This is a genomic window from Algoriphagus taiwanensis, from assembly GCF_036245645.1.
Classification (GTDB): Bacteria; Bacteroidota; Bacteroidia; order Cytophagales; family Cyclobacteriaceae; genus Algoriphagus; species Algoriphagus taiwanensis.
In genome coordinates this window covers 40,779-63,034 of the sequence record NZ_BTPE01000011.1, presented here as the reverse complement: position 1 = coordinate 63,034, position 22,256 = coordinate 40,779, and the positions used below count along the sequence as shown (strand labels likewise).

The 22,256-nt window shown below is 44.6% G+C and carries 22 protein-coding genes and 1 tRNA gene; 7 read left to right on the top strand and 16 right to left on the bottom strand.

All coding sequences use genetic code 11. The features are described 5' to 3' along the window. Positions 1-3: 3 nt before the first annotated feature. Entirely contained in the window at positions 4-963 is a 960-nt protein-coding gene (locus AAA938_RS14905) for a sodium-dependent bicarbonate transport family permease (RefSeq protein WP_338229540.1), read from the bottom strand. A gap of 85 nt (positions 964-1,048) precedes the next feature. On the opposite strand from AAA938_RS14905, the gene AAA938_RS14900 reads away from it, so the two are divergent. Continuing rightward, complete coding sequence (locus AAA938_RS14900; RefSeq protein ID WP_338229538.1) at positions 1,049-1,978, top strand: LysR family transcriptional regulator; 930 nt, start codon at positions 1,049-1,051, stop codon at positions 1,976-1,978. A 134-nt stretch (positions 1,979-2,112) separates the two neighbouring features. After that, positions 2,113-2,985, top strand: coding sequence for an ACP S-malonyltransferase (gene fabD / locus AAA938_RS14895; RefSeq protein ID WP_338229537.1), 873 nt, complete (start codon positions 2,113-2,115; stop codon positions 2,983-2,985). Between the two features lie 28 nt (positions 2,986-3,013). Here the strand turns inward: fabD and folK are convergent, their stop codons facing one another. Next, on the bottom strand, positions 3,014-3,499 hold the full coding sequence (folK, locus tag AAA938_RS14890; protein ID WP_338229536.1) for a 2-amino-4-hydroxy-6-hydroxymethyldihydropteridine diphosphokinase: 486 nt from the start codon (positions 3,497-3,499) through the stop codon (positions 3,014-3,016). Between the two features lie 149 nt (positions 3,500-3,648). Here folK and sppA point away from each other — a divergent pair, with 149 nt between their 5' ends. Continuing rightward, a complete protein-coding gene (gene sppA / locus AAA938_RS14885) occupies positions 3,649-5,415 on the top strand; it encodes a signal peptide peptidase SppA (RefSeq protein WP_338229535.1) in 1,767 nt (588 codons plus the stop codon). A gap of 58 nt (positions 5,416-5,473) precedes the next feature. Here the strand turns inward: sppA and AAA938_RS14880 are convergent, their stop codons facing one another. Continuing rightward, positions 5,474-6,367, bottom strand: coding sequence for a flavin reductase family protein (locus tag AAA938_RS14880; protein WP_338229534.1), 894 nt, complete (start codon positions 6,365-6,367; stop codon positions 5,474-5,476). Positions 6,368-6,427: 60 nt separating this feature from the next. Here AAA938_RS14880 and AAA938_RS14875 point away from each other — a divergent pair, with 60 nt between their 5' ends. Next, a complete protein-coding gene (locus tag AAA938_RS14875; protein WP_338229533.1) occupies positions 6,428-7,279 on the top strand; it encodes an endonuclease/exonuclease/phosphatase family protein in 852 nt (283 codons plus the stop codon). Between the two features lie 203 nt (positions 7,280-7,482). Here AAA938_RS14875 and AAA938_RS14870 read toward each other — a convergent pair whose 3' ends face one another. The 12 genes from AAA938_RS14870 to AAA938_RS14815 form a co-directional block, all read right to left on the bottom strand. Beyond that, on the bottom strand, positions 7,483-8,682 hold the full coding sequence (locus tag AAA938_RS14870; RefSeq protein ID WP_338229532.1) for a phosphoglycerate kinase: 1,200 nt from the start codon (positions 8,680-8,682) through the stop codon (positions 7,483-7,485). 216 nt (positions 8,683-8,898) lie between these two features. Continuing rightward, positions 8,899-9,855, bottom strand: a complete 957-nt coding sequence (locus AAA938_RS14865) for an L-threonylcarbamoyladenylate synthase (RefSeq protein ID WP_338229531.1) — start codon at positions 9,853-9,855, stop codon at positions 8,899-8,901. A 3-nt stretch (positions 9,856-9,858) separates the two neighbouring features. Further along, positions 9,859-10,569 (bottom strand): tetratricopeptide repeat protein, encoded by a 711-nt coding sequence (locus AAA938_RS14860; protein WP_338229530.1) that lies wholly within the window; start codon positions 10,567-10,569, stop codon positions 9,859-9,861. Positions 10,570-10,607: 38 nt separating this feature from the next. Then, positions 10,608-11,042, bottom strand: coding sequence for an acyl-CoA thioesterase (locus AAA938_RS14855; RefSeq protein WP_338229529.1), 435 nt, complete (start codon positions 11,040-11,042; stop codon positions 10,608-10,610). Then, positions 11,042-11,593, bottom strand: coding sequence for an NUDIX hydrolase (locus tag AAA938_RS14850; protein WP_338229528.1), 552 nt, complete (start codon positions 11,591-11,593; stop codon positions 11,042-11,044). The genes AAA938_RS14855 and AAA938_RS14850 overlap by 1 nt, the downstream gene beginning before the upstream one ends. After that, positions 11,586-12,188: a hypothetical protein gene (locus AAA938_RS14845; protein WP_338229527.1), complete on the bottom strand. Its 603-nt coding sequence runs from the start codon at positions 12,186-12,188 to the stop codon at positions 11,586-11,588. Before AAA938_RS14845 ends, AAA938_RS14850 begins: the two co-directional genes overlap by 8 nt. After that, positions 12,181-14,103: a RecQ family ATP-dependent DNA helicase gene (locus AAA938_RS14840; RefSeq protein WP_338229526.1), complete on the bottom strand. Its 1,923-nt coding sequence runs from the start codon at positions 14,101-14,103 to the stop codon at positions 12,181-12,183. Before AAA938_RS14840 ends, AAA938_RS14845 begins: the two co-directional genes overlap by 8 nt. Then, on the bottom strand, positions 14,104-14,880 hold the full coding sequence (locus AAA938_RS14835) for an enoyl-CoA hydratase/isomerase family protein (RefSeq protein ID WP_338229525.1): 777 nt from the start codon (positions 14,878-14,880) through the stop codon (positions 14,104-14,106). It lies immediately after the preceding gene. A 57-nt stretch (positions 14,881-14,937) separates the two neighbouring features. After that, on the bottom strand, positions 14,938-16,878 hold the full coding sequence (locus tag AAA938_RS14830; protein ID WP_338229524.1) for a ComEC/Rec2 family competence protein: 1,941 nt from the start codon (positions 16,876-16,878) through the stop codon (positions 14,938-14,940). An 86-nt stretch (positions 16,879-16,964) separates the two neighbouring features. Next, entirely contained in the window at positions 16,965-17,537 is a 573-nt protein-coding gene (locus AAA938_RS14825) for a porin family protein (protein ID WP_338229523.1), read from the bottom strand. A gap of 34 nt (positions 17,538-17,571) precedes the next feature. Further along, entirely contained in the window at positions 17,572-18,006 is a 435-nt protein-coding gene (locus AAA938_RS14820; protein ID WP_338229522.1) for a GNAT family N-acetyltransferase, read from the bottom strand. Continuing rightward, complete coding sequence (locus tag AAA938_RS14815) at positions 17,978-18,964, bottom strand: PhoH family protein (RefSeq protein WP_338229521.1); 987 nt, start codon at positions 18,962-18,964, stop codon at positions 17,978-17,980. The genes AAA938_RS14820 and AAA938_RS14815 overlap by 29 nt, the downstream gene beginning before the upstream one ends. A 104-nt stretch (positions 18,965-19,068) precedes the next feature. Between AAA938_RS14815 and AAA938_RS14810 the strand changes: the two genes are divergently transcribed. The 3 genes from AAA938_RS14810 (at position 19,069) to AAA938_RS14800 (ending at position 20,290) form a co-directional block, all read left to right on the top strand. Then, positions 19,069-19,839, top strand: coding sequence for an SAM hydrolase/SAM-dependent halogenase family protein (locus AAA938_RS14810; protein ID WP_338229520.1), 771 nt, complete (start codon positions 19,069-19,071; stop codon positions 19,837-19,839). Continuing rightward, a complete protein-coding gene (locus AAA938_RS14805; RefSeq protein WP_338229519.1) occupies positions 19,839-20,138 on the top strand; it encodes a putative quinol monooxygenase in 300 nt (99 codons plus the stop codon). The genes AAA938_RS14810 and AAA938_RS14805 overlap by 1 nt, the downstream gene beginning before the upstream one ends. A gap of 68 nt (positions 20,139-20,206) precedes the next feature. Then, positions 20,207-20,290: transfer RNA gene (locus tag AAA938_RS14800), tRNA-Leu, on the top strand. A gap of 369 nt (positions 20,291-20,659) precedes the next feature. Here the strand turns inward: AAA938_RS14800 and AAA938_RS14795 are convergent. After that, complete coding sequence (locus AAA938_RS14795) at positions 20,660-22,231, bottom strand: solute:sodium symporter family transporter (RefSeq protein ID WP_338229518.1); 1,572 nt, start codon at positions 22,229-22,231, stop codon at positions 20,660-20,662. Positions 22,232-22,256 lie beyond the last annotated feature (25 nt).

The following is a 22,256-nucleotide window of genomic DNA, read 5'->3' as shown; positions in this document are numbered from 1 at the left end:
CTTTTAGAAGGCTTGGATAATCATCCAATAAATCGGCATTCCCAGGGTGATATTGAATGGAAACGTGATAGCCAACGCCATAGGAACGTACAGGCCTTCATCAGCCTCTGGATTGGCTAACTTCATAGCTGCCGGAACTGCGATATAAGATGCCGACGCTGCCAAAATGGAGAAAATCAGCCGATCCCCAACTCCAGGAGCAATCCAGTGAGTCAAAAACGCCACCGCACAGCCATTAATTAAGGGAATGACAATGGCAAATACGGTAGAAAAATAGCCGGTCTTGAAAAAGGCTTTTAGCTTCCTGCCACTATTGATCCCCATATCCAAGAGGAATACGGCCAAAAAACCTTTGAAAATATCCGTCACGAAGGGTTTGATCCCTTCTGCCTGCTTTTCATCCGCTATCAACCCAATCACCAAGCTTCCCAAAATCAGCAATACGGAACCATTGGTAAAAGCATGGATGATAATTTTTTTCAGGCCGCCTTCTGGTTTTTGTTCGGAATATTTCCTTAGCAAGATCACCCCTGAGATAATGGCTGGAGCTTCCATCAAAGCCATTACCGCCACCATATGCCCTCCGAATGTAGTGCCCTGCACATCCAAAAAGGCAACAGCAGCCACAAATGTAACGGCAGAAATAGATCCATAGGAAGCCGAAATAGCGGAGGCATTGGCCACACCAAGCTTTTTCTTAAGAATAAAAAAGGTATAAAATGGAATGGAAGCAGACAGAAACAGTCCAAAAATCAATGCCCACAGGATCGTAGAATCAAATTCACTGTGGGATAATTCCTGTCCTCCCTTAAACCCGATGGACAGCATGAGATAAAGTGCGATGAATTTGGCACTGCTGCCGGGTATTTCCAGATCACTTTTGAACCTCACCGCCAAAATCCCCAAAACGAAAAAGAGTAAACTCGGATTCGTGAGGTTGTTAATCAAAATTTGAAAATCCATGGCCCAAATATCAGCCCAGAATTTTTCAAAAAAAACAAACCATAATAAATTTCAATACGTAATGAGTTTTAAATTAAAAAAATTTATGAATTTTTCTCTCCAACAACTCCGCGCCTTCCAAATAGTCGCCAAGCATCAGAGCATCACCAAAGCAGCCAAGGTGATGAATCTCACTCAGCCTGGTGTATCCATTCAGCTCAAAAATCTTCAGGAGCAGTTTGATGTACCATTGACCGAAATCATTGGCAAAAAGATTCATATCACAGAGTTTGGACAAGAGTTGGTAGATACCGCAGACCGGATTTTCTCAGAACTTGACCAGATTCAGCAGCGGATGCTGGAGCTCAAAGGACTTCTTGGGGGAAAAATGAGGATTTCCTCAGTTTCTACAGGAAAATACCTCGTGCCCTATCTGATGGCAGATTTCATGAAAATCCATCCTCATGTAGAGATCAGTCTGGAAGTTTCCAATCGGTTTACGGTCCTTTCTCACCTTCAGGAAAATACCACAGACTTGGCATTGGTTTCTGTTTGGCCCGAAGACATGGATTTGGAGAGCATCACCATAGCCGAAAACAAATGGTATCTAGCCTGTGCTCCTGAGAAAAAAGATCAATACCAAAAAGAAATCGATCAGGGGAATTGGCATAAAATCCCTTTTGTCTTGAGGGAAAAAGGTTCGGGAACCCGGACCAAGATGGAGTCCTTTTTCAATGAGCAAGACATCAGCATTGAGAGCAAGCTCGAACTGGCCACCAATGAAGCGGTTAAGCAAGCAGTAATGGCAGGTCTTGGCGTTTCCGTTTTGTCCATTTTTTCCATGCACCAGGAAATTTTTGACAAGCGCATTGAGATTTTAGAATATCCCGGATTGCCTTTATTGGCGGACTGGAAGCTGATTTGGCTGAAGCAAAAAAACCATCCGCCCGCAATCAAAGCATTTATCCGTTGGTTGGGAGAAAATAACAAAACCATCATCCGCGATCACTTCAAGCTCGTCGATCAGCTGATGTGATGGGCTGAGGAAGTAAAATCGTCTATATTTGCCCCTTCAATTCATCTTGCCTTGGAGACAAATTCGGATTCGAAGATTATTTCTTTGGACCATATTGTACTTCTTTTCGGGAGGATCAAAATCATTAAAAGCACATGAAAGCATTTGTTTTTCCGGGTCAAGGGGCCCAATTCCCGGGTATGGGAAAATCACTTTACGAAGAAAATCCAGAAGCCAAAGCCCTATTCGAGCAGGCCAATGAAATCCTGGGATTTCGGATTTCGGACATCATGTTTGAAGGCTCCGAGGAAGAGCTCAAGCAAACTAAAGTAACCCAACCCGCAATTTTTTTGCATTCTGTCATTTTAGCCAAAACTACCCCTGATTTTGCACCGGACATGGTTGCAGGACATTCTTTGGGTGAATTTTCCGCTTTGGTTGCCAATGGCACCCTGGCTTTCGAAGACGGTCTTAAACTCGTCTATCAGCGGGCCTTGGCCATGCAGGAAGCCTGCGAAATCAACCCCTCCACCATGGCTGCCATTTTGGGCTTGGCTGATGAAAAAGTGGAAGAAATTTGCTCAGAAGTAGAAGAAATCGTCGTTCCGGCCAATTACAACTGCCCCGGACAGCTCGTCATTTCAGGTACTAATAAAGGCATAGAAATCGCCTGCGAAAAAATGAAAGCTGCTGGCGCCAAGCGGGCGCTTCCCCTTCCCGTAGGAGGAGCTTTCCACTCTCCTTTGATGGAACCAGCAAGGGAAAAACTCCAAAAAGCGATTGAGGCTACGGAGTTTCACACTCCAACTTGCCCAGTCTACCAAAATGTAAGCACCACTGCAGTTTCGGATGTGGCAACCATCAAGAAAAACCTAATTGCTCAATTGACTGCACCGGTTAAATGGACCCAATCCGTACAAAATATGGTCAAAGATGGGGCAACCCAGTTTGTGGAATGCGGACCGGGAAAGGTCCTCCAAGGGCTGGTCAAAAAAATCCATCCTGAAGCAGAAGTGTCAGGATTGTAATCATAAAAGTCCCGCTGAAAGGCGGGATTTATTTTTTATACACCCATACCTCGCTCGGGTCGGCACATGCTTGGAGCATTTCCAGGGTGGTTTTTCCCGATATAGGATGCTTATGGTCAGGCATCAGATCGGCCAGAGGAATCAGCACAAATCTCCTATCAGCTATATAGGGATGAGGGATGGAAAGTCGGTCATTTTGAATCAAACGATCTCCAAAATACAGGATATCAATATCCATGGTCCGGTCTCCCCAGGGATCTTCCCGCTTTCTTCCCAAATCCAACTCAATTTCCTGAAGGATATCCAAAACATCTTCAGGATCGAGTCCAGTGGAGATGATAGCCAACTGATTTAAAAAATCTCCCTTTGCCACACCTCCCCAGGCCGCTGTTTCGTAGATTTTGGAAACCCGAAGGAGTTGGAAATGGTCATTCAAACATTCAATAGCCCGAAAAAGCAACTTTTCCCGGTCACCTTTGTTCCCTCCTAAACATAACACAACCTCTGTTTGCATCGCTTATCACTTAGGTGATTGTAAACACCGCCCAATTTGAGTTAATTTCGTGCAAAATAAAATTCCCATAAACAGGAGCAAATCCAAATCCTCGTGGAAGGGAAAAGTAAATGGAATCATCGACTGAAAGTAAATAACTGGTATATAAAATGAAATTTCTAGGTAATGTATTGGCCGTCATCGTCGGTCTGTTTGTGTTTTCAATTCTCAGCTTTCTCGTGCTTTTTGGAATCATTGGCATCATCGCCTCTTCTTCCGAAAAGGAAGTGAAGGTGAAAGAAAACACCGTGTTGCACCTGAATCTCAACGGCAGAGTGCTAGTAGAGCGAACTACGGATAATGATTTTGATTTTGGCGGCTTTGGAAACCCTTTCGGAAATCAGATGAATGCCGGCTTGATCAATTTGAAAAAGGCCATTTCAGAGGCAAAAACCAACGATAACATCAAAGGTATCTACCTCAATACAGGGTTGATTTTGGCTGGACAGGCAGGTTTATTGGACCTGAGAGAAGCCTTGCTTGACTTCAAAGAATCCGGGAAATTCATCATCGCCTACGATGAGGCTTATGGAGAAGGAGGCTACTTTTTGGCCTCTGTAGCTGACGAGATTTACCTAAATCCTCTGGGAGGTATTGACTTCAACGGACTCGCTTCTGAGTCTATTTTCCTGAAAGGATTCTTCGAAAAAGTAGGAATCCAGCCAGAAGTATTTCGGGTAGGTGAGTTCAAAAGCGCCGTTGAGCCATTCATTCTGGACAAAATGAGCCCGGAAAACAGATTGCAGACGCAATATTTTTTGGATGACATCAATGCCCATGCAATCAATCTCATTGCTGCAAGCTTGGAGATGACTCCTGACAGTCTGATGAATATCAATTCAAAAATGCTGGTAAGAAAGCCTGCGGATGCCGTGACCTATGGCTTGGCTACCGAACTTCTTTATGAGGATCAAGTTCATGCCAAGTTGAGAGAAAAACTCGGACTGGAGGAAGACGCAGACATCTCAAGAATCAATGCTACCGATTTGGGCTCTTTGGCCAAGTCAAAAAATATCACTTCCAAAAACCGAATTGCGGTCATCATTGCCGAAGGTGATATCGTAGGAGGAAGTGCTGAGGGAGTAATCAGTTCGGAAAAATTTGCCAAAGAAATCCGAAAGGCAAGAAAAGACGACGATATCAAGGCGATTGTTCTTAGGGTGAATTCTCCAGGCGGATCTATCCTAGCATCTGATGTGATCTGGAGAGAACTGATCGAAACCAAAAAAGTAAAGCCAGTCATCGCTTCCATGGGTGAAGTAGCTGCCTCAGGAGGGTATTACATTTCTGTACCTGCAGACACCATCGTCGCACAGCCGAATACCATCACAGGTTCTATTGGCATTTTCGGCCTTTGGTTTAATGTACAGGAACTGATCAATGACAAACTAGGGGTAACAACCGATGTAGTTACTACCGGCGAACTTTCTGATTTTATGAACCCGGGCAGACCTACTACCGAAGTGGAAAAAACCATCATTCAGTCTTCCTTGGAAGACGGCTATGAGACCTTCATTTCCAGAGTGGCGGAAGGCCGTGGCATGCACCCCGATTCTGTAAAGAAAGTGGCTTCAGGGCGAGTTTGGACGGGAAATCAAGCCAAAGCCAGAGGTTTGGTGGACGTTTTGGGTGGATTGGATACTGCTATTGAAATTGCCGCTGCCAAAATCGACGCAGGAGATGACTACCGGGTTGTATTTTACCCTGAGCAGAAGCCTTGGTTTGAGGAGTTTATGACTTCTTTCTCTGACAATGTACAGGCCAAACTTCTTCAAGTATATCTAGGAGATCAATATCCTTTGTACCAAAAAATCCAGAAAATCAAGCATTATCAGGGAGTCCAGGTGAGAATGCCTCAGGACATTACTATCAAATAAATTCACCTTGGTGAAAAACAAAAACCCCTCAAATTCGAAAATTTGAGGGATTTTACTTTTATGGCTTTTGTAGGAGAATCTTCCAAGCGAGGTCCACATTCCCGGCATCCAGTTCCTCTTTGGCCCAACGATGCAAATGATCCGTCCAAGAATCCGCGTCATTTTGGAATCGAATTCGCATCTCCTCAACTTCTGATGACTGGGAAAGCTTTTCCACTTCCTCTTTGGCAGGCAATTGTTCCACATTTCCCAAGCGTCCCAGATTATTTCCTGTCAGTACAGAACTGGTTCTGATTTCCTCAGGAATCTGATCCACCCCGATACCCAAAGTAGTCAGTGGCTTAGGGATTTGAAAAAGGGAATCCGGAGTAATCTTGGAGTACCAGCTACCTCCCAATCGCGCAACCGGAGCAAGAATATTCGGGTCAATCGCTCCTTTATCATCCAAAATCCGCTCATCGAGATGAATTCTTAGAATCTCGCAAATCACCAAATTTCCCGCTCCACCTTGGTCACCGAGTGATTTGACCTCATTTACCCGGCACTCAAAAGCTACCGGAGACTCTTTTACGCGAGGTGGTGCAACTAGGTCAGACTTTACAGCCGTAAGCCCTGCTTTTTGAAACTCGTTGACTCCTTTTGGATATTCTGTACTCGCCAGAGACATCTGCTCCACCTGATCAAAGCCGACGATGTGAATGACCACTTCTGGCACTTCCAGCACATTTTCCAAGGTATGCTTGGTAGTATTGTCCCTCACTCTTCGACTGGGAGAAAATACAAGAATCGGAGGATTGGCACTGAAAAGATTAAAAAAGCTGAAAGGACTGAGGTTCACATTCTCTTCCAAATCAACAGTACTGGCGAAAGCAATAGGTCTTGGTGCAACTGCACCTTGCAAAATCGCCTGCAAATCTTGGGTTTTGAGTTCTTTGGGATCAATGGTTTTCATAATTTTAAAATAGCATGCGTTTTCTAGATCAATAAGCCTTTTTACACGAATAAGTTCATCATGACTTCAAAACCCAACTTAATCCACTCGCTGCTAGCAGGATTACTTTTCCTACTGTTAGTGGTCCCTGTTTCAGCCCAAACCCACCGCTTCGCTACGTTCAATATCCGTTGGGACAATCCCAACGATGAAGGCAATCTCTGGAAAGACCGAGCTCCCCATGTCATTCATTTGATTCAGTTTCATCAAATTGGGCTCTTTGGAACACAAGAAACCTTGGTTCATCAATTACGGCAAATCAATGAAGGATTGGGATTTCAATCTATTGGAGTAGGCAGGGATGACGGCAAGGAAAAAGGTGAGTTTTCACCGATTCACTTTGACCCCAATTTGTATCAATTGGAAGATTCAGGGACTTTTTGGCTTTCTCCTACCCCTGAGCAGCCTAGCAAAGGCTGGGATGCAGCCTTGAATAGGATTTGCACTTGGGGAAGGTTCAAGAGTAAAGAAGGGACTCGTTTTTATGTGTTCAATATCCACTATGATCACATCGGACAGCAGGCAAGAGAAGAAAGCAGCAAACTGGTAGCAGCTCAAATTCAAAAAATCAATACAGAAAACCTTCCCGTGATTTGGATGGGTGACTTCAATGTGACTCCTGACAATCCCGCCTACGAAACCATTGTTTCCAACCCCAACTGGCAGGATGCCCGCCTGATTTCAAAAATTCCTTCCTATGGCCCACAAGGAACCTTTACAGGTTTTGATTGGGAAAAGATGCCTGATGGAATCATAGATCACATTTTTGCATCCGGAAAAATCGAAGTGATCCGACACGGGATTTTGACTGATAATTATGGGAAAAAGTACCCCTCGGACCATTTTCCGGTGATGGTGGAGTTGAATTTCTGAACCTTAAGCTTTTCCAAAATTTGAACTTTTGGGAAGGCCTTTATTATCATAAAAAATTAAGAGGCTGTCTCATAAATCGTTTCGTTGTCAGCCTGAGCGGAGTCGAAGGCCATTTCCAGCTTTCTGGACGACATTTCGACTTCGCTCAATGTGACAAACTTCACTTTTAAGACAGCCTCTTTGCTCTTGAAGTAAATTTTTGATTATTCTGCCAATGCAGCTACTCCCGGAAGCACTTTTCCTTCCATATGCTCTAGCAAGGCACCGCCTCCTGTGGAGACATAGGATACATGATCGGTAAATCCAAACTTATTCACTGCTGCGGCAGAATCACCTCCTCCGATCAGGGAGAAAGCCCCCTTCTGGGTGGCTTGAGCCACATATTCCGCGATTGCGATAGTCCCTTTGTTAAAAGACTCCATTTCAAACACACCCATCGGTCCATTCCAAAGAATGGTTTTGGAGTCCCAAATCGTCTTCCCGAAAAGCTCTCTTGTCTTTGGCCCGATATCCAAGCCCATCCAGCCATCAGGAATCTCTCCGCTGCTTACCAAGTCCTGGTGGGCATCATTGGCAAAGGCATCTGCAATCACGGTATCCACTGGCAAAATCAGATTAACACCTTTTGCTTTCGCCTTTTGCATCAATTCCAATACATAGTCCAGCTTATCTTCCTCCAAAAGGGAAGTTCCGATTTTCCCACCTTGCGCTTTAGCAAAAGTATAGGACATCCCTCCTCCAATGATCAGATTGTCCACTTTGTCCAACAGACGCTCGATGATCAGGATTTTATCCGCAATCTTGGCACCGCCCATGACGGCAGTATAAGGTCTTTCGGCTTTATCCAATACTTTATCTGCATTGGTCAGCTCAGATTCCATAAGGTATCCGGCTACTTTGTCCTTGAAAAACTCAGCAATCACGGCTGTAGACGCATGCGCCCGGTGTGCAGTACCGAATGCATCGTTCACATACACATCACCCAATTTCGCCAGTTTGCCAGCAAAGTCCTTGTCCCCTTTTTCTTCTTCTTTGTAGAAGCGAAGGTTTTCCAACAAAAGCACTTCACCAGAACCAAGTCCTGCTGCCAATTTCGCCGCATCAGAACCGATGCAATCGCCGGCAAACTTGATCTTTTGACCCAAAGCAGCCTCTACAGCAGATACAATATGCTTAAGCGAATATTTGTCTTCGGGCCCACCTTTTGGTCTGCCCAAGTGGGACATCAAAATAGCAGATCCTCCATCCTTCAAAATTTTCTTGATAGTGGGAATAGCTGCCTGAATACGGGTATCGTCAGTGACAGCGAAATTCTCATCCAGAGGCACATTGAAATCCACCCGAACGAGTGCTTTCTTCCCTGCAAAACTCAGACTATCGACATTTTTTACGGTTGAACTCATAAGATTAGTTTAATGGTTTTTCAAATTCATCTTTTAAAAAGAGTTTGAATTTAAGCCAATTTCATGCAATTCTTGGCCTTTTTCTGCGATCAATTTGTGAATTCTTTGGATAGGAATTCCGTAATCGATTGAATGGATAGGATGATCGAAAGATTCAAAAATTGAAAGATTGAAAAATTTGTCTTTTGAGAAAGTAATCGAAATTATACTTAGGAGTTATTTGACTGAAGCTCTTCTCAACCGGTCATTGATTGCTCTTCCCAATCCAGTTTCAGGCATCAACTCAGCCAAAATCACTTCAGCTTGGCTTTGGTCCAAGGTCCGCATGGCTGCAAAGAGATTTTTGGCAGCTTCATGAAGGTTGGCTTCCGGACTCAGGGTCATTTGATTTTCTATTTCCGGGAAATGTTTGGCAAAACTCAGCACACCAAACTTCACTCCTTCTCTCTTTTTTTCCGAAACCAGCTTTTCCAAATCTCCCAAAAGAAACGGCTTCCTCGGTGCATAATGGCTCTCCAACTGACCGGGAGCGGCTGGATTGCTGGAGCTGTGATCTTTTACATTTACCGGGCCAATCAACTTTTCGATTTCCGAAATATCCAATCCTCCCAGGCGGTAAATCACCGCTTCCTCTCCTTCCAAACCTACAATTGTACTTTCCAAACCCACTTCACAAGCCCCACCATCAAGTATGTAAGGAATCTTATCTCCCAATTGGGCCTCTACATGGGCTGGAGCTGTGGGGCTGATGTAGCCAAAAGGATTGGCACTCGGAGCTGCCAAAGGGAAATCAAGAGATTCCAGCAAAGTCAAAGTCAATGAATGCTTTGGAACACGAACCGCAACCCGCTCCAAACCCGATGTCACCAAATCAGGAACGATCGGCTTTCTGGGCAAAAGCAAGGTCAACGGACCTGGCCAGAAAGCATGCGCTAGTTTTTTCAGATTCTCAGGAAAGTCCGAAACAAACTCCTCCACTCTTTCCAAAGAAGAGGTGTGCAAAATGAGAGGATCAAAACTGGGACGATTTTTTGTCTCAAAAATCAAAGCGACTGACTCGGGATTCAAGGCATCACCGGCAAGGCCATAGACGGTCTCAGTGGGAATCCCCACGAGTTGGCCATTTTCCAAAAAATACCGGGCTTGGGCAATATCTTTTCCGATTTCAGCCATGAATTAATTTTCGCAGAAGTCTTTGATCCAGGTTTCTGCCTGTGAATAGCCCAAGGATAGCGCCATCTTCAGGTCGGCACAGCCCTCACTTTTCTGACCCAAAGCACTCATTCGAGTCACACCCAATAGGTAATACGCCTCGGCATTTTTGGGATCTAGATTGACCGTGTTGGTCAAGGACTCCAGTCCGTGAAGCGGATCATTCATCCCCAATTCGGCTTTTGCCTTTCGAAAATGTGCATCCGCCTGATTTGGATTTGATTCCAACACAGCCTGAAAGTCAAGCAAGGCATCTTCGTATTCCTCCATGTTTAGAAGTGCAGTGCCTCTATTGAAATAAATATCAGTCTGGCTGGCATCCAAAGCACTGGCAATGTTGAAGTCTGCCAAGGCCTCTTTGTATTTCTCCAACTCCATCTTGGCATTGCCCCGGTTAAACCAAGGCTTGTAGCTGGTAGAATCGGCAGTGATGGCCTGATCAAATACAGGGATAGCTTCTTCAATTTTCCCCTGTTGAAAAAGAGCAACACCCTTGGCATTGAGCGCGGTGGCGTTAGCAGGATTTTTCTCAAGCAATCGGTCAAAAACCTGAACAGCTTCCGACCAAGCCTGGGAATCCATCTTTTGCATGCCATTTTTCAACAATTCTTCTTCACTGGGACTGCATGCCCAAAGACCTGCAAAAAGCAGGGAAATCATCCAGAGTTTTCTCACGGGAGGGTAATTTTTGCGCAAAGATAGGCAATTGGGGCTTAGGACTGCTCCAATTTGGCTCGGTATTCGGCTGGCACCGGTACCGGCTTCATGGTTTTCATATCCACAGAGACCAGAATACACTTGCATTTTGCAAAAACGAGGTCTTCGCCCGCTGCGTTTTTGCCTACCAGATATTGATCCAAATCAAAGGAAGAATTGCCTACTCGGGTACATCGGACCAAGGCTTCCACCTGATCTTCCATATGGATGGGACGCAGGTAGTCGATCTCCACTCTACCCACCACAGTTCCTACAGTCAGCACATTCCAGCCACAGGCTTCATAGAGGAAAACCGCCCGCGCGTGTTCGAAATAGCTAAAATAGATGCCATTATTAACATGAAGGTATCCGTCGATATCCGAAAAACGGACTTGAATCGGTTTGGAAAAGGTAAAGGCAGAGCGGATTTCTGCAGGATTGACCTTAGGCATTAAAGAAGTATTTCTGATTTACTGGTTTTTTCCAACATCCTCAAAATGGAAGGATTGTATCCGATCATATCCACCACAGAATCAAAAGCAATCCAAGCAAGAGAAATACTCTCCTCGGAGATTTGCAAAGGCTCCTGAATATCCGCTTCCAGAAGGTATCGAACATCAAAGTGAAAATGCTCAGGCACATGCGGACGCTCTGGGATGATGTGTTTGTCCAGATCAAAAATGGTGGAGTCAACCAATCGCAGACTTTGAAGACCACTTTCTTCTTGAGCTTCTTTCATAGCCACCTCGATCAGGTTTTCGTTTCCGTCGGCATGTCCACCCAATTGCAACCATCGACCCAATTTGCGATGCAAGGTCAAAAGAGTATGGGTTCGTTTCTTATTGACAATCCAAGCCGAGGCGGTGAAATGCCCCTCCAACCTTTCTCTTTTGTAAGCCAAAGGGTCTTGGGTAAGCTCCAGAAAATCGGCGATAAAGGGAGATTCTTCCTCGTAGGGTGTTCTGTAAACCTGAAGTTGATTTCTCAGACTGAGTCTATCCATTGTTGTTTTTTTTGAAGATGCCATCCATCAGTTGATCGAAGGAGCCGGCATCTTGGTACAGGCGATCGGAATATACCGTCGCCAGGCATTTGATATAGCTGGGTTGATTGTCAATCGAGACTTTTTCCAGGGCCACATTCCCAAAAAGCTGAGAAATCAACTCCCCTTCCTTGGGTACTTGCAAGGGCGGCTTGAAATAAAACTTCTCAGTCACCTTCACCTGTTCGTTAATTTCTTCAAATTTTCGGTCCAAACTGACCTGATGATATCCCAAATCTAAAATACGTCGGCTAAAAGCCAAGAAAATCCTTGAAAAGGATTGAAAATCGAAAGGCTCATCATAGGTCACTGCAAAACCATTGGCATAAGGCGACTGCAGAATATGTACTTGGGGCCTTTCATTGATTTGGGTTCGTTTGAAATGATAGTTTCTGAAAACCAGATCAAAGTATCGCTGGCATTCCGCAGACTCCATCCAGTCTTCCAAATCCCGCTGATCTTCCTCTTGGATGACAAAGTTTTCTTTCACCTTCATCGGCGCATTGTCCGAAGGTTTGAACAGTTTCTTAAATAAATCATCCAGGAAATTAGCCATGGGTAATCAGTTTCAGTTTTCCCTCCTTGGTTTTGACGATTTTTCCCTGATCGATCAATTGACGGATGAGTTGGAGATGAGGAGGGCTAGCGGGTTTGTTGATTTTTCCCAAAAGATCTCCCTCAGTTAACTCTCCACTTTGGGCTAAAGTTTCCAAAATTTTCCCGGTAAGCCAATCTTCCACCTTTTCGGGAATCTTGGCTTTTTTGCCTGCAATGCAAACATCACAGATTCCGCAATCTTCCTCGGTCATTTCCCCAAAATAGCCCTGAATGAATCTGGATCGGCAAATTCTCCCCTGATGCGCATATTCTACCATACTCTTGGCCTTTTCCAAGGTAAGTTCTTTTCGGGCTTGGATCCGTTGAAAGTTGAGCGGAAGCTTTCCCGCATCGTAGCGTTGGGTGAGAAAAGTAAGCTGGGGCTTATCCTTTCGCTGATCGTAATCCATGACTTCCAGCTGATGAAGTTGTCGCAAGGCCTTTACCAGCTCTGATTCTCTCATTTCCAGAACTTTAGCCAGCTTATTTTCCTGAATTTTGAGATATTCTGAAAAAAGATTGCCTCCATAAGTCCTGAGCAGCACTTTGATCACCGGGTCAAGCTTGGCATGGGCTATCTGAACCTCATAGAGTCTTGTAGGATTGACCAAAAAATGAATCCTGGATGGGACATAAAAACTCTCACTGAGTTCGATGAACCCTTCCTCCTCAAGTACTTTGAGCGCATAGAAGGTTTCCAAAACCCCTAATTGATAGGTGTCGCAAAAATCCGAGATCACGAAATCAAAACTGCTCATCAGATTGGTCCCCACAGCCAGCTGAAAGTAATTGGCTAAGCACTGATACACTCTTCGCAAATACTCCACCGGAGGATAGACTAGGGCCGAGCGATTCATCACCTGCTCAAAATCCTGCTCATTGGCCATCAGCACCGCAAAGGCTTTGGCGCCATCTCTCCCCGCCCGTCCGGCTTCCTGGTAGTAGTTTTCCAGATTTTCCGGAAGATCACTATGCAATACCACACGGACATCGGGCTTGTCAATCCCCATCCCAAAGGCATTGGTACTGACCATGACCCGTATCTGATTCTTCTTCCAAGCCTCCTGTCTCGATGAACGGTCTTCATTGGATAAGCCTGCATGGTAAGCCGCTGCGGATATCCCCAATTGCTGCAGACTCTTGGCAATCTGATGAGTGCCCTGTCGGTTTCGCACATACCAGATCGCTGTACCGGGGATTTTATTCAGGATCTCCACTCCTTTCTCCAGCTTATTTTCCACTTGCCGGACACTGTAGCTGAGGTTTTTCCTTGCGAAGCTCTGCCGAATCTCCTTTGGGGATTTCATTTCCAGCTTTTCCTGAATATCCTTACATACCTCCGAAGTGGCTGAGGCGGTCAGTGCCAAGACTTGAACTCGGGGATGAAAAACACGGATTTTGGCTATTTCCAGATAACTGGGACGGAAATCATACCCCCATTGGGAAATGCAATGGGCTTCGTCCACTGCAATGAGATTGACATTCATCTGCTTGAAGCGCTCGATGAAAAGCTCGGTCTTCAGCCGCTCAGGGGAAACATACAGGAACTTGTAATCTCCATAAATGCAATTGTCGAGAGTGGTGTCAATTTCCCTGCTGCTCATTCCTGAAAATATCGCAGCTGCTTTGATGCCTTTTGCTTTCAGGTTGTCCACCTGATCTTTCATCAGAGCGATCAGAGGAGAAACCACCAGACAAATGCCCTGCCTTGCCAATCCGGGGATCTGATAGCATAAGCTTTTCCCCCCACCCGTAGGTAAAATCGCCAGGGTATCCTGACCTGAAATGACCGAGTCAATGACTAGCTTTTGGACCGGACGAAAGTCCTCAAATCCAAAAACCTGCCGGAGAATATGACTCAGTTGATCTTCCACCTACCAAACGAGTTTGGTTTTGGACAAAAAAGCAGCGATACCTTGGATACAGTCTTCACTGGCACGGGCTCGGGCATTGGCCTCTGCAGCTGCGATTAGTGCTTCATCTCTTTGCTGTTTTCCAAGGGATCGAAGAAGGCGCTTAGTTTCTTTCATTGCTCGGCCGGAATTGGATTGAATCAGCTTTTGAGCAAATTCCTCAGTGAATTGCTCCAAAGCCCCATCTGCCACCACTTGAGTAATCAGGCCCAGTTCGGCAGCTTTTTCTGCAGAAATCAACTCTCCGGAAAGCAAGAGTTCTGTGGCTTTGGCCTGTCCAATCTGCTCAGCAAGAAACACTGACACCAAGGCCGGAATAAAGCCGATTTTCACTTCGGTGTACCCAAAAAGTGCTTCCGGCACCGAAAAAGCAAAATCACAGACGGTAACCAGCCCACATCCTCCTGCCAAGGCGTGCCCCTGAACCTGAGCAATCACCGGCTTGGGGAATTCATAGATCTTCTTGAAGAGGTCAAGTAACCTCCTGCTGTCTTCCAAGTTTTCCTCGAAAGTAAAATTCTGCAGCTGTCGGATGTAGTCTAAATCTGCTCCTGCGCAGAAGGCTTTTCCTTCTGCTTTGAGCACGATTACTTTAGCTTCCGAATTGCCAGCAAGTACCTCCAAGGCCTCGGAAAGGGAGGCAATCAGTTCGGGACTCATGGCATTTCTTTTTTCCGGCCGGTTGAGTGTAATCCAACCTATCCGTTCTTTTACCTCTATTACTACTAATTTTTCCATTCTATTTGGGTTGTTGGGATAAAGTTGGGTCAGAAAATCCCAAGGTCAAAAAAGATTTCAGAAAATCACCCGAAAGCCTGTTTCATCGATCACTATGCTTTCTGCTATCTGACCCGATTCCACTTTATTGCCTTGAAAATAGCGAATTGACTTTGGCTTTTCCTTATCCCAGAAAATCCTTTTTTGATCTACTGAAAAAGAAAAATCATAACCGGGAACCCTAAAAATTGAATCCAAGAAGACTGCTTTCAATGGTTCCGGAAAGCGACTTCTACCTTCCTGAATTCGATTGGGATCGATAGAAAAGCCCAGCTGATCCAGAGGAAAACTTTGATTCCACGATAAGGTTTGGTCACCTGATTGCAGTTCCAAAAGGAGTCCTTTTTCTCCAGCGAAAACCCATAGAGACCTCGCAGGCTTTCTCGATTCTCTGATTATTCCTTCACCAATCCATACAGCCGATACCAGAAGGAAAAGCGCTGTTAATTTTCTCCGGTCACCCCATTCCCAATTCCCCCAAATCAAAAGCAACACCCAAACCAGAAGCATACCGGAAATGGAAATAGTCAATCGGTCTAAGCTCCCGAAAGGCAAACTCTGAAAGAACTCCGCCGTCCAAATCTGAACTCGGATTAATCCATCGATCGCCCAGCCCAACACATCCCCTACTCCCCATACCCAGCTGAAAGCCAAGAAAGGCAATCCGACAGCCATAATTAAAAAAGCCAAGGGTACAACTACCAAGTTGGCGAATAGAAAATAGGTTGGAAACAGGTGAAAATAGTAAACAGAAAGTGGGAAAGTCGCTAACTGAGCCGCGATACTGACTGCGGCCAATTGCCAGAAGTACTCCAAAACCCTATTCGGTGGAAGCCACCATTTTACAATCAGGGGTTGCAAAGCGACAATTCCGGCCACAGCGGCATAGGAAAGCTGAAAGCCGATTTCAAAGAGGACATCCGGATCCCAAGCGATCATAATCATGGCCGAGAAAGCCAGAATATTCCAGATTGAAGGTCTTCGCTGTCTCATTTGCCCAAGGGAAAAGAGGGAAAACATGGTAGAAGCCCTTACCACCGAAGGGGAAAGCCCGGTCAATGCAGCATAAATCCAAATGATCGCAATCACAGCAATCAAATACAGCTTCTCGGGTTTTCCTTTGAGTTTTATAAGGCGAAGAGGGAAAAGCAAAACCAAGTAAATAATCCCGACATGAAGACCTGAAACGGCTAGAATGTGCATGGTACCCGTCTCGGCGTAGGAATTGCGCAAAGTCTTGTCCAGGTTTTCTTTTTGCCCCAGTAGAAGCGCCTGAGCAATCTGTCGGGCATCGGATGAGGGTACTTTTGCCTCAATAGATTCAGAAAAAAAGTTTCTTAAGCGATCCATGCCAAACCTCCAAGACTCATGAGGCAAGGAATCCATCACCCGGAAATTTTTACCGATAAATTGTCGGTAAGAAATCCCCTTTTTGGCCAAGAATGCCCGATAATCAAACTCATCAGGAAGATTAGGAGGAGATATCTCTTCAGGAATTTTGGAAATAAAAAGAAGGTCTCCGGGCCGAATCTGAAGGGAATCCTGATGGTAAACCAAGACTTTTCCATCCCCCCTTTTCCAGCTAGTGGAATCTTTAATTGCCAGAATCTTTACCAGATTCTCGCGGGAATTGGGTTTTTCTGAATCAAACTTCTGAGCCTCTGCTAGGTAACCCAGTGAATTTGTCGAAAAGGGAGTTGGAGATTCTGATTTGGTTTTTTGGCTCCAAAGTGAAAGACCAAAGCCAAGCAATAGCAATTGAGTGTAGGCCAAAAGTGCAAACGGTGGACGAAAGGTCAGATTTTTCTTGATAAGGAAAATCAAATAAGTCATCCAAATTGACCCTAGTAAGCCAAAAGAAGGAGCCAACAGAGACTGAAGCGGAAATAGCTTTCCGAGAAGTATCCCGCCTATCAAAAAAGGCAGATAGCGCAAAAATGGAAAGTCGCCAAATCTCATTTTCTGAAAAATTAAAGCTTTAATTTAGAAAAAATGAGGCAAAAAAAAGAACCCTTCAGGGCTCTTTTTCAAAGGATTAGTCAATCTTAGAATCGATAACCAAGGCTAAAGCCTCCGTTGAACTCAATAGAGGTAAATTTATCATTTACCGCCTCACTGAAGTTTCGGGCTACGCTTGCATAAGGCCCAAAAGCAAAGTGCTCAGAGACTTCAAACTTGTAACCTATGCCTGCACCGAAGATAAAGGCGGTCATGTCTGTGGTTACTACACCTCCGTCCCCAGGCTCTTCGAAGTCACCAAATCTGAATTTCATAAATGGATACAGATGAAATCTTCCATTGGGATTATCTCCAAAGTAAAAATTCATTCCAGCTTGAACCGCATTGGTTTTGTAATTCTTCCCGTTGCCCTGACTGTTGTATCCAAAGCGATCATTGATATGAAGCTGCAAATCGAGTGAGTGATTTTCACTCAAAAATCGCTCATAACCAACCTCAAAAGACCCAAGAAGAATCAAATTGAGAAAATTGATCTTTACCTCATTTTCAAAATTTCCAAGATTTGGATTGGAAGATGAAGAGGAGGAGATGACCTGTTGTGCTTGTACCATCCCTGCAGTCATGACCGCAAAAAGGAGGGAGAGGAAATATTTTTTCATATGCTTTTCGTTGGTAAACTAAATTAAACAAAGATTAGGCCAATTGCATTTTAAAATGTTGGATATTGCATTCTTCAAACCTATCTCCAATTTTTTCAAAACCAAATTTCTCGTAAAGTGGAACTGCATCCAACTGTGCATGAAGATACTTTACTTTTCTCTCAGCTTTACTATTGGATTGAATATCTTTTAATACAGCTTGAACCAGTCCTTGGCCTACTCCTTTTCCTCGGAATTCTTTAAGGACGGCGAAGCGCTCCAACTTGATTCCTTGTTCTGTAAATCTCCATCTGGCAGTTCCTACAGGTGCCCCATCCCATTTGGCTATAAAGTGGGTGGAAACCCCTTCGTATTGGTCGTATTCGTTGGCTTTATTCACCTTTTGCTCAATGACAAAAACCTGCTCCCGAATTTGAACCGCCTGCTCAAAAGTGGATTCGTTAGAAATTTTTTCGACCTGAAGACTCATGGCGCTGCTGATCTTTTTCTTCCTGATTTTTCTCGTAGGCTTCGATGATGGCCTTCACCAATTTGTGCCGGATGACGTCTTTCCCACTCAGGTTGACAATTCCTATTCCTTTAACATCATTCAGAATTCTCAGAGCCTCTGAAAGTCCTGATTTCTGGCGTACTGGCAAGTCTACCTGAGTCTGATCTCCGGTGATAATCACCTTGGAGTTGGGTCCCATCCGTGTCAAAAACATCTTGATCTGCTCACTCGTGGTATTTTGGGCTTCATCCAGAAGCACAAAGGCATCGTGGAGCGTCCTCCCACGCATATAAGCCAAGGGGGCGATTTCTATCACCCGGGTTTCTTGGTAGTATTTGAGCTTTTCAGGTGGCACCATATCCTGAAGGGCATCGTAGATTGGCCGCAAATAGGGATCAAGTTTCTCCTGCAAATCTCCAGGCAAAAACCCGAGATTTTCCCCAGCTTCAACAGCAGGACGAGTAATAATAATCCGCTTGACCTCCCTATTCTTCAATGCCCGCACAGCCAATGCGACAGCAATATAGGTTTTACCCGTTCCGGCAGGCCCCAAAGCAAAAACCAGATCATTCTTTACAGCAGCTTCCACCAATTTTCGCTGATTGGGAGATTTAGGCTTGATGACCAAGCCTTTGTTACCAAAGACAATCACTTGATCTCTACTAGCTTCAGCAAAAGGGATTCCTTCTACATCCAGATAATCTTTGACATTCTCTGGGGTCAGATGACCAAATCTATCGAAATGCTCGAGGAGCAAATTGATTACGTCATTGATTCGGAGAATCTCCGGCGCTCCACCCTGAATTCGGATTTCATTCCCTCTGGAGATGATTTTACTTTGAGGAAAAGCCTGAGAAAGCTGCCGGATATTTTCATTGGCAGCGCCCAAAAATTCAGGCAATGGGATATTTTCTAATGTGATTACTTTTTCGACCAAACTGATTGTTGATTTTGATATGGCTCAAGGGCAAAAGAAGAAAATTTCTATTTTTGTTCGATCCCTTACAAACAAAATTACACAATTTTAATAGACTTGCTCTTATGGCATTGGTTACTTTCCTCTCTGATTTCGGGGACCAAGATTACTACGTACCGGCTGTCAAAGCCAAAATGCTTTCCATCAATCCGCAACTGAACATCATAGATATTTGCCACGATATCGAGCCTTTCGAGATCGAGCACGCTGCTTTTTTGCTTAAGTCTGTTTTCCGCGAATTTCCAAAAGGCACCGTACACCTAGTCGGGATCAATACTGCTGATGATTTGACTCAGGGATATATGGGAGCCAAGCTTGAAGACCATATTTTCATCTGCCCAAACAATGGCATCCTCAGCCTGATTACCGAGCAAGAGCCGGGAATTATGGTGCAGTTTGCGGACATTCATCTTCAGGACACCCCATTTCCTACCAAAGATATTCTCGCCCCGATTGCTGCCAAAGTGGCAAGCGGAGCTGCTATCCATGATTTTGGAGGTCCTTTGAAAGGCTTCCGAAAGCTTATGTCCCGACAAGCCAAGGCAACACGTGAACACATCCTAGGCCATGTGATTCGAATCGATCGCTATGGAAACCTGATCACCAATATCCAGCGGGAGGTTTTTGAAAAGCTCAATCCGGGGAAATTCACTATCCAGTTTGGCCGGGAATCTGTGCAGCGCCTGCAAAAAGGGTATGGACAGGTGGAACTCGGCGATCCCTATGCCTTTTTCAATAGTCTGAATCTTTTGGAAATCGGAATCAACCATGGACATGCTGGAAATCTGCTGGGACTTAAGCGGGATAGCGTGGTCTATATAAATTTCGAAAACTGATGCTCACCCGAATCGTCCGTATGGTTTTCCGACCCGAAGAGGTCTCGTCATTTCTGGAAAACTTTGAAAAAAACAAAAAAGCGATCCGAAATTTCCCCGGTTGTCATCATTTGGAGCTGTGGAGAGATTTTTCTGAAGAAAATATTTTCATGACTTATAGCTATTGGGAAAGCGAAGATGCATTGAATAACTATCGTGATTCTGAGCTCTTTAAATCTGTCTGGAGCTACACCAAAGCCCTTTTTGCAGAAAAACCACAGGCATTTAGTGTAAAAAAAATGCAAGAAGTGGAGAAGTGAGTTTGTAGGAAATCATTTTTGTTTTCATATTTGCAGCCCGTTCAGCAAGGAATGGAGACAATTGAAATGCCCAGGTGGCGGAATTGGTAGACGCGTTGGTCTCAAACACCAATGAGGTTACACTCGTGCCGGTTCGACTCCGGCCCTGGGTACACTGACAAAGCTCGCAGCAATGCGGGCTTTTTTTGTTTAATCCTGCCGGAGGAGAAGTTTATCCCGATGTAGCGAAGCGGAGATCGGGAACTCCGGCCCTGGGTACATTGACAAAGCTCGCAGTTATGCGGGCTTTTTTTGTTTCTACTGTTTTAAATCTTTCCCACAGATTTACACAGAAAAAAAATACGGATTTCAACAGATTTTTTCACCCAAAAGAGACTATCTAAAATGAAGTCTAGCGGAAAAAATCTTGTCCTCTATTTTTTAATTTGCACTCGATCAAATAAAAACCATGCAAATTGAAAGTTAAACTTTCAATTTGCATGGTTAATAGTTTTAAAGGGAGTTTCATTTTTCACCCTCTCTTACCTCCCCAAAAACCAATAAATCAACACCGTCACCACACAAAGAAGGATGGAAAGGGGTTTAGCGTATCTCCAGCTTTGAAGACTAAGCGGTCCCGAGGTAAATTGGACCATCTTTTTTGAAGGGTATTTCAAACTTACCAGATACATCACCAGCAGATTGAGTAAAAACTCAATTCCCCAGACATGGACAAAATGAATATCTAGCTGAAGAATAAAAGTGGTGGCCAGGTAAAAGGACATCCCCACTACCAAACCTGCTTTTGCACCGGCAGCAGAGATCTTTGGCCAGAAAAATCCAGCCAATAGAACCGAGGCAATGGGGATAAAAAAGATTCCATTTAACTGCTGCATGAGCTGATAAAGCCCCTCGGGTGCATTAGCTACCATGGGTGCAATTAAAATCGAGGTAATCGCTAAAATCAAGGAAACAAATTTCCCCACCCTGACCAGCTGAAGCTCCGATGAACTGGGTCGAATAACCTTTTTGTATATATCCAAACTGAAAATGGTCGAAGCAGAATTCAAAACCGAATTGAACGTACTCAACACTGCCCCCAATACCACCGCAGCGAAAAATCCGATAAGACCTGCAGGCAATACTTTTTTCACCAAAATGGGGTAAATCATATCCTGTTCCCCAAAATAGTCCTCCCCGAAATAGTAAAAGGCAATGACTCCCGGCAAAACGATGATCAAAGGGATCAAAATTTTGAATATTCCGGTGTACAAAAGCCCTTTCTGCGCCTCAGCCATGTTTTTTGCCCCCAAAGCCCGCTGAATGATCGTTTGGTTCATTCCCCAGAAATAAAGCTGATTAATCATCAACCCGGTAAAAAGCGTGCTGAAAGGCAAAACAGAATCCTTTGAGCCTATTACATAAAATTTTTCAGGAACGGCTTCATACACTTTTGTTATTCCCAGACCCAAATTCCCATCTCCGATTTCCCAAAGAGCAAAAAATGGAACAGCCAAACCTCCTACGACCAAGCCGATCGCGTTTAGGGTGTCCGAATAAGCGACAGCTTTTAATCCTCCAAAAATCGCGTAAACTGAACCTATCCCTCCGATTGCCAAAACCGAAATCCAAATACCCTGAGATTGACTAACTCGAAAAACTTCAGAAATAGTAAAAAGACTCTCCAGATTGATGGCTCCGGTGTAAAGCACGATGGGAAGTAAGGTAAAAACGAAGGAGAGCATCAGTAAAATAGACACTAGGGTCTTGGTAGTCTCATCGTAGCGATAAGCAAGGTACTGGGGAATGGTCGCCAAGCCCATTTTGAGATAGATGGGTAAAAAATAAAGTGCAGCAATGACCAAGGCTATGGCAGAGGTCACCTCCCAGGCAATGATGATCATGCCATTCTTATAGGCGGATCCATTCATCCCGATAAGGTGCTCTGTGGAAATATTGGTCAGAATCATGGAACCCGCAATGATCCCACCTGTCAGACTTCGGCCACCCAAAAAATATCCGTCTCGGGACTTTAGGTTTTCCTTTCTGAGTTTGTACCAAGAGAAAAAAGCTACCAAGAAAGTGAAGCCCAAAAAGGATAAAACGGTCAACATAGATTAGGGGAACATTGCTTTAGAG

Excerpts from the sequence above, each read along its gene's own strand:
- AAA938_RS14905 (WP_338229540.1), bottom strand. The coding sequence starts at position 963 with ATGGATTTTCAAATTTTGATTAACAACCTCACGAATCCGAGTTTACTC.
- AAA938_RS14900 (WP_338229538.1), top strand. The coding sequence starts at position 1,049 with ATGAATTTTTCTCTCCAACAACTCCGCGCCTTCCAAATAGTCGCCAAG.
- fabD (WP_338229537.1), top strand. The coding sequence starts at position 2,113 with ATGAAAGCATTTGTTTTTCCGGGTCAAGGGGCCCAATTCCCGGGTATG.
- folK (WP_338229536.1), bottom strand. The coding sequence starts at position 3,499 with ATGCAAACAGAGGTTGTGTTATGTTTAGGAGGGAACAAAGGTGACCGG.
- sppA (WP_338229535.1), top strand. The coding sequence starts at position 3,649 with ATGAAATTTCTAGGTAATGTATTGGCCGTCATCGTCGGTCTGTTTGTG.
- AAA938_RS14880 (WP_338229534.1), bottom strand. The coding sequence starts at position 6,367 with ATGAAAACCATTGATCCCAAAGAACTCAAAACCCAAGATTTGCAGGCG.
- AAA938_RS14875 (WP_338229533.1), top strand. The coding sequence starts at position 6,428 with ATGACTTCAAAACCCAACTTAATCCACTCGCTGCTAGCAGGATTACTT.
- AAA938_RS14870 (WP_338229532.1), bottom strand. The coding sequence starts at position 8,682 with ATGAGTTCAACCGTAAAAAATGTCGATAGTCTGAGTTTTGCAGGGAAG.
- AAA938_RS14865 (WP_338229531.1), bottom strand. The coding sequence starts at position 9,855 with ATGGCTGAAATCGGAAAAGATATTGCCCAAGCCCGGTATTTTTTGGAA.
- AAA938_RS14855 (WP_338229529.1), bottom strand. The coding sequence starts at position 11,042 with ATGCCTAAGGTCAATCCTGCAGAAATCCGCTCTGCCTTTACCTTTTCC.
- AAA938_RS14850 (WP_338229528.1), bottom strand. The coding sequence starts at position 11,593 with ATGGATAGACTCAGTCTGAGAAATCAACTTCAGGTTTACAGAACACCC.
- AAA938_RS14845 (WP_338229527.1), bottom strand. The coding sequence starts at position 12,188 with ATGGCTAATTTCCTGGATGATTTATTTAAGAAACTGTTCAAACCTTCG.
- AAA938_RS14835 (WP_338229525.1), bottom strand. The coding sequence starts at position 14,880 with ATGGAAAAATTAGTAGTAATAGAGGTAAAAGAACGGATAGGTTGGATT.
- AAA938_RS14830 (WP_338229524.1), bottom strand. The coding sequence starts at position 16,878 with ATGAGATTTGGCGACTTTCCATTTTTGCGCTATCTGCCTTTTTTGATA.
- AAA938_RS14825 (WP_338229523.1), bottom strand. The coding sequence starts at position 17,537 with ATGAAAAAATATTTCCTCTCCCTCCTTTTTGCGGTCATGACTGCAGGG.
- AAA938_RS14820 (WP_338229522.1), bottom strand. The coding sequence starts at position 18,006 with ATGAGTCTTCAGGTCGAAAAAATTTCTAACGAATCCACTTTTGAGCAG.
- AAA938_RS14810 (WP_338229520.1), top strand. The coding sequence starts at position 19,069 with ATGGCATTGGTTACTTTCCTCTCTGATTTCGGGGACCAAGATTACTAC.
- AAA938_RS14805 (WP_338229519.1), top strand. The coding sequence starts at position 19,839 with ATGCTCACCCGAATCGTCCGTATGGTTTTCCGACCCGAAGAGGTCTCG.
- AAA938_RS14795 (WP_338229518.1), bottom strand. The coding sequence starts at position 22,231 with ATGTTGACCGTTTTATCCTTTTTGGGCTTCACTTTCTTGGTAGCTTTT.